Annotated in this window: 4 protein-coding genes; 1 reads left to right on the top strand and 3 read right to left on the bottom strand. The window is 74.4% G+C overall.

The features are described from left to right. Window positions 1–116 precede the first annotated feature (116 nt). The 3 genes from I003_RS0128935 to I003_RS0128945 form a co-directional block, all read right to left on the bottom strand. Window positions 117–953 carry a hypothetical protein gene (locus I003_RS0128935; protein ID WP_027774650.1) on the bottom strand — a complete coding sequence of 279 codons (837 nt, stop codon included), beginning with the start codon at window positions 951–953 and terminating at the stop codon, window positions 117–119. Beyond that, window positions 934–1,473: a SigE family RNA polymerase sigma factor gene (locus tag I003_RS0128940; protein WP_027774651.1), complete on the bottom strand. Its 540-nt coding sequence runs from the start codon at window positions 1,471–1,473 to the stop codon at window positions 934–936. Before I003_RS0128940 ends, I003_RS0128935 begins: the two co-directional genes overlap by 20 nt. A 126-nt stretch (window positions 1,474–1,599) precedes the next feature. After that, on the bottom strand, window positions 1,600–2,109 hold the full coding sequence (locus I003_RS0128945; protein ID WP_486584456.1) for a DinB family protein: 510 nt from the start codon (window positions 2,107–2,109) through the stop codon (window positions 1,600–1,602). A gap of 576 nt (window positions 2,110–2,685) precedes the next feature. Between I003_RS0128945 and I003_RS33725 the strand changes: the two genes are divergently transcribed. Next, window positions 2,686–3,975 carry an MFS transporter gene (locus I003_RS33725; RefSeq protein ID WP_486584455.1) on the top strand — a complete coding sequence of 430 codons (1,290 nt, stop codon included), beginning with the start codon at window positions 2,686–2,688 and terminating at the stop codon, window positions 3,973–3,975. Window positions 3,976–4,259: the final 284 nt, after the last annotated feature.

A 4,259-nucleotide genomic window follows, 5' to 3' on the forward strand; every position in this document is an offset into this window, starting at 1 on the left:
GGGTTCGGGGGACGACGGCGACACCTTCTCCGTGCCCGACGGGGTGGCCTGCGTGCACCCCGTCACCGCGAGCAGGGGAAGACCGGCCGCGTACAGCAGGCGACGGCGGGGCAGCATCAGCGGTCGGCCGCTTCCGGCCGGCGTGTGTGCGGGGCGGGTTCGAAGCGCATCGAGCTGAGTACGGTGCGGACTTCGGCGACGTCCCCGGTCGCCGGGGTCGCCAGGCAGACCGTGGCCAGCACCTGGATCCCTTCCGCCGCGCCCGCCGGGCGGCGTACGGCCCACAGTTCCTCGGTGCCGCCCGCGACGACGCACGCCTTGCCCACCTTGCGCGCCTGCAGCCCGGGAGCGTGCTTTCCCGGCTTGTCGAGAAGTTGCAGCGTGATCAGCGTTCCGCGGCGGGGCAGTTGCCGCGGCGGGGTGGTGCAGGTGCCGTCCGGGCCGGTGGGGCAGGGCTCGGGGGACGGTTCGAGGGCCAGGCTCGCGACGTAGCCGACGTACTCGCCCTCCGGCGAGTCCGTACGCACCGTGCGGCTGCTCCAGCCCGCCGGTACCTGGAGCGTGAGGTCGGACAGCTCCGGCAACCGGGTCTCGGCGTCCCGCTGTTCCGCCGTCCCGCTCCCGGCGGCGGGGGTCGCGTGACGGGGCGGCGGGTCGTCGGCGGGGAGCACCTGGGGCAGCAGTACGCCGACGGCCGCGGCGGTCGCGGTCGCCCCCCACACCGCGCGCCGCCGGCGGCGGCGCCGCAGCACCCGTCCCCGTATCCGCTCCATCCGCTCGGCGGGCGCGATCGGCCGCGGGACGGCCTGCTCCAGCAGCGCACGCAGCGCGCGCTCCTCCTCGGAGGACTCCCTGGACTCACCCCACTCGGCCGGCTCACCCCACCCGGCCGGCCGGGCCCGCGAACCGCCCGGCTCGCCGGCCCCCGCCGTCTCAGCCGCGTTCCCGGCCACCGGACTCACCGCCCTCCACCAGTTCCGCCGCGGGCAGCAGCCCGCGCAGGGTACGCAGCGCCTTGGCGGACTGGCTTTTGACCGTGCCCGGCGCGCAGCCGAGGGTCGCCGCGGTGTCCTGGACGCTCAGGTCCTCGAAGTAACGCAGGACGACCACCGCGCGCTGCCGCGCCGGAAGGCGCCGTATCGCCGCGGCGAGCGACTGCTCCAGATCCACCTGGGCGAACGCGTCGGACGCCGCGGCCGTGTCGGGCAGCTCGCCGTGCGGTACCTCGCCCCACCAGTGGCGGCGCCACCAGGAGATGTTGGTGTGCACCATGGCCGTACGGACGTACGCCTCGGGGCTGCCGTCCGCGATCTGCTCCCACTTCGGCCACACCTTGGCCAGCACTGTCTGCAGCAGGTCCTCGGCGAGCTGGGCGTCCCCGGTGAGCAGCCAGGCGACGCGGAGCAGCCGCGGCCCGCGGGCCGCCACGAACTCCTCGAATCCCGGCGGCTGCGCCGCGCCCCGCCTCAGCATCCTGCGCCTGCCATCCGGTCCCCACTTCACGTCGCACACCTGTCGAACGCGATGGGGTCCCCGCCCGGTTGCCTCGCCCGGCTGTACGCCTACCGCCACATGCCGCGCGACGTCTGCCGCGTCACGCTACTGACCCACCCGGCCGTCGACGCACTCGCGCAGCAGGTCCGCGTGACCGCAGTGCCGCGCGTACTCCTCGACCCGGTGCACCCACAGCTCGCGCACCGAGGTGCCGTCCTTGGGCAGCCGGGCGCCGAGGTCGGGGTACGCGGCCAGCACGGCGTCGCACTCCGCCTGCTCGCGGGCCAGGTCGGCGAAGGCGGCGTCGACGAGCGCCTGGTCGGCGGCGGCGCCGTCGAAGTCCGCGTCGCGCTCACCGTAGATCTTGGGGGCGGGGTCCTCCGGCACGACCCAGTTGCGCCAGTCCCGCTCCACCTCGGCGAGGTGACGTATGAGCCCGAGCAGCGACATGGTCGACGGCGGTACGGAACGGCGCGCCAACTGCTCAGCGTTCAGCCCCTCGCACTTCATCTGCAGCGTGAGCCGGTAGTTGACCAGGAAGTCCTGCAACGTGGCCAGCTCGCCGTCGGGGCTGGAGTCGTTGTTGCGGGGGTCCTTGTCGGGGTCCGCCCACATGTCGGGGTAGACGCTGGCCTCGGTCCACCGCTGGGGCGCGTCGTCGTCACTCACCGTACACACGATGCTGACCGGCGACCGGACACGCAAGCGAATATCGCCGTGCGCGGAAGCCACGCGGGGACGCGCGCGGAAGATGTGCCGGCGGAAGCCGCACGAGGGCCCGGCGGAGCGGGCGGCGGAGCTGCCGGCGCGCGGATACGCCGGCGGCCGTTCTGGCGCTACAGCCTGGTCTACGACGCACCGGTCTGACAGGCCCGCCACGGCGGCCCTGATCTCGGCCAGGGTCTCCGCGGGCTCGGCGGTGGGCGCCGTCATGTGCACGGGTACGGCCTCCGCGCGGGCCGGGTGCCTGGCGAGCCCCGCGAGCGGGTTCGCGAGCGCGGCCGGCAGGGCGGCGACACGGTCGGCGGCCCCGGCCTCGCGGGAGCACCCGACGCGATCAGCCGAGGGATGGCGCCGGGTGAAGCGGTCGAGCGCGTCCAGTGCTGCCATGCGCACACGCTCCTCAGGTGCCGCAAAGTCTGTTGACTTCGAAGGACAGGGTGTTACAACGTTGCACCCGACTGTCGGGGGGTGGACGGAGGGCTGTCGGTGCAGACCGGTGGGCAGGTGGAGGGACGGGCCCGGGAGCGGGACGGTGCGGCTTGGGCGATTCCGGCGGCGCTGGGCGTCGACGCCGTGGGGACCGGGCTCTACCTGCCGCTTTCCATGGTCTACTTCCTCGCCGTCACCGACCTCTCCGAGGCCCGCGTCGGCCTCCTCATGACCGCCGTGACCGCCTGCGCGCTGCTGCTTCCGCTGCTCGTCGGGCGGGTCGTGGACCGCGTCGGCCCGCGGCCGGTGGTGGTCGCGGGGCAACTGCTGCAGGCCGGCGGGTTCCTGCTCTACCTGGCCGTGGACGGGCCGGCGTCGCTGTTCGCCGCGGCGCTGGTCGAGGCGGCCGGGCTGCGCGTGTACTGGTCGTCGGTCTTCGCGCTCATCGCCGAGCAGGGCGACGACCGTGCCCGGGACCAGTGGTTCGCCCGTGCCGCGATGATCCGCGCGGCCGGGACCGGTGCCGGGACCGTGCTCGCCGGGGTACTGCTGGGGCTCGCCTCGCAGAACGCGTACCGGGGGATGATCCTGGCGAACGCCCTGTCCTTCGTGCTCGCCGCCGGTGCCGTCACCTTCTTCGTACGCGGCCGTCCGCGCCCGGCCGCCGGGGACGTCGCCGGCAAGCCCGCCGACGGCGTGCGCCACCTGCTGCGCAACCGCGCCTATCTGATGCTGATCGGCGTCAACGTACTGTTCAACGTCTGCACCGTCCTCCTCGCCGTGGCCACCCCCGTCTACGTCGTCCGCGGGCTCGACGCGCCCGGCTGGGCGGTCGGCGCGTTTCTGGCCCTCACCACCGCCGTCGTCGCCACCTCCACCGCCGCGGTCACCCGCCGCATCCGCCGGCACACCTCCCGCGGAGGCGCGATGGCCTGGGGAGGGGTGGCGTGGGCGGGGTGGTGCGGGGCCCTGGCGCTCGCGGCGCTGCTGCCGGACGGTCCCGTGCTGGTCGGTTATCTGGCGCTGGTGATGCTGCTCTGGGCGGCGGCGGAGATGCTGCACGGTCCGGCCTCCAACGCGCTCTCCGCGGACGCGGCGCCGGAGGGCGCGCGGGGCACGTACCTGGCGGCGTTCCAGTACTCGTTCGCGACGGCGGACATGGTCACGCCTGGCCTCTTCGGGCTCCTGTACGGCGTGGAGCGGGTGCTGCCGTGGGTGGTGGTCGGCTTCCTGGCACTGCTCGCGAGCGCGCTGATACGGCCGCTGGAGAGGCGGCTTACGGCCGGCGGGGAGGACGCGAAGGGGGCGGCGGCACCGGCGGGGGCCTGAAGGCCGCCACGCGGCACGTACGGGTGCCGGGGGCCCGGCGACGTACGGCACCCCCGCGGACGGCCAACGACATGCGCTCCGGCGGCAGACGCGCGCGTACCGCCCTGGACGCGCCCCGCGGGGCGGGGAGCGACGTTTCCCGCGTGATCTGTTGTTTCCCGTCCTCCGCAACGCCGTTCACCCGCCGTTCCGCCGCGCCGTCGAAACTCGCTGGTCGCCCCCCGCAACGCGAAGGAGAGGCCCGCATCATGAACGACGGACACATCGAAGGTGCCGAAGAAGGG

It is taken from the genome of Streptomyces sp. CNQ329, from assembly GCF_000482585.1.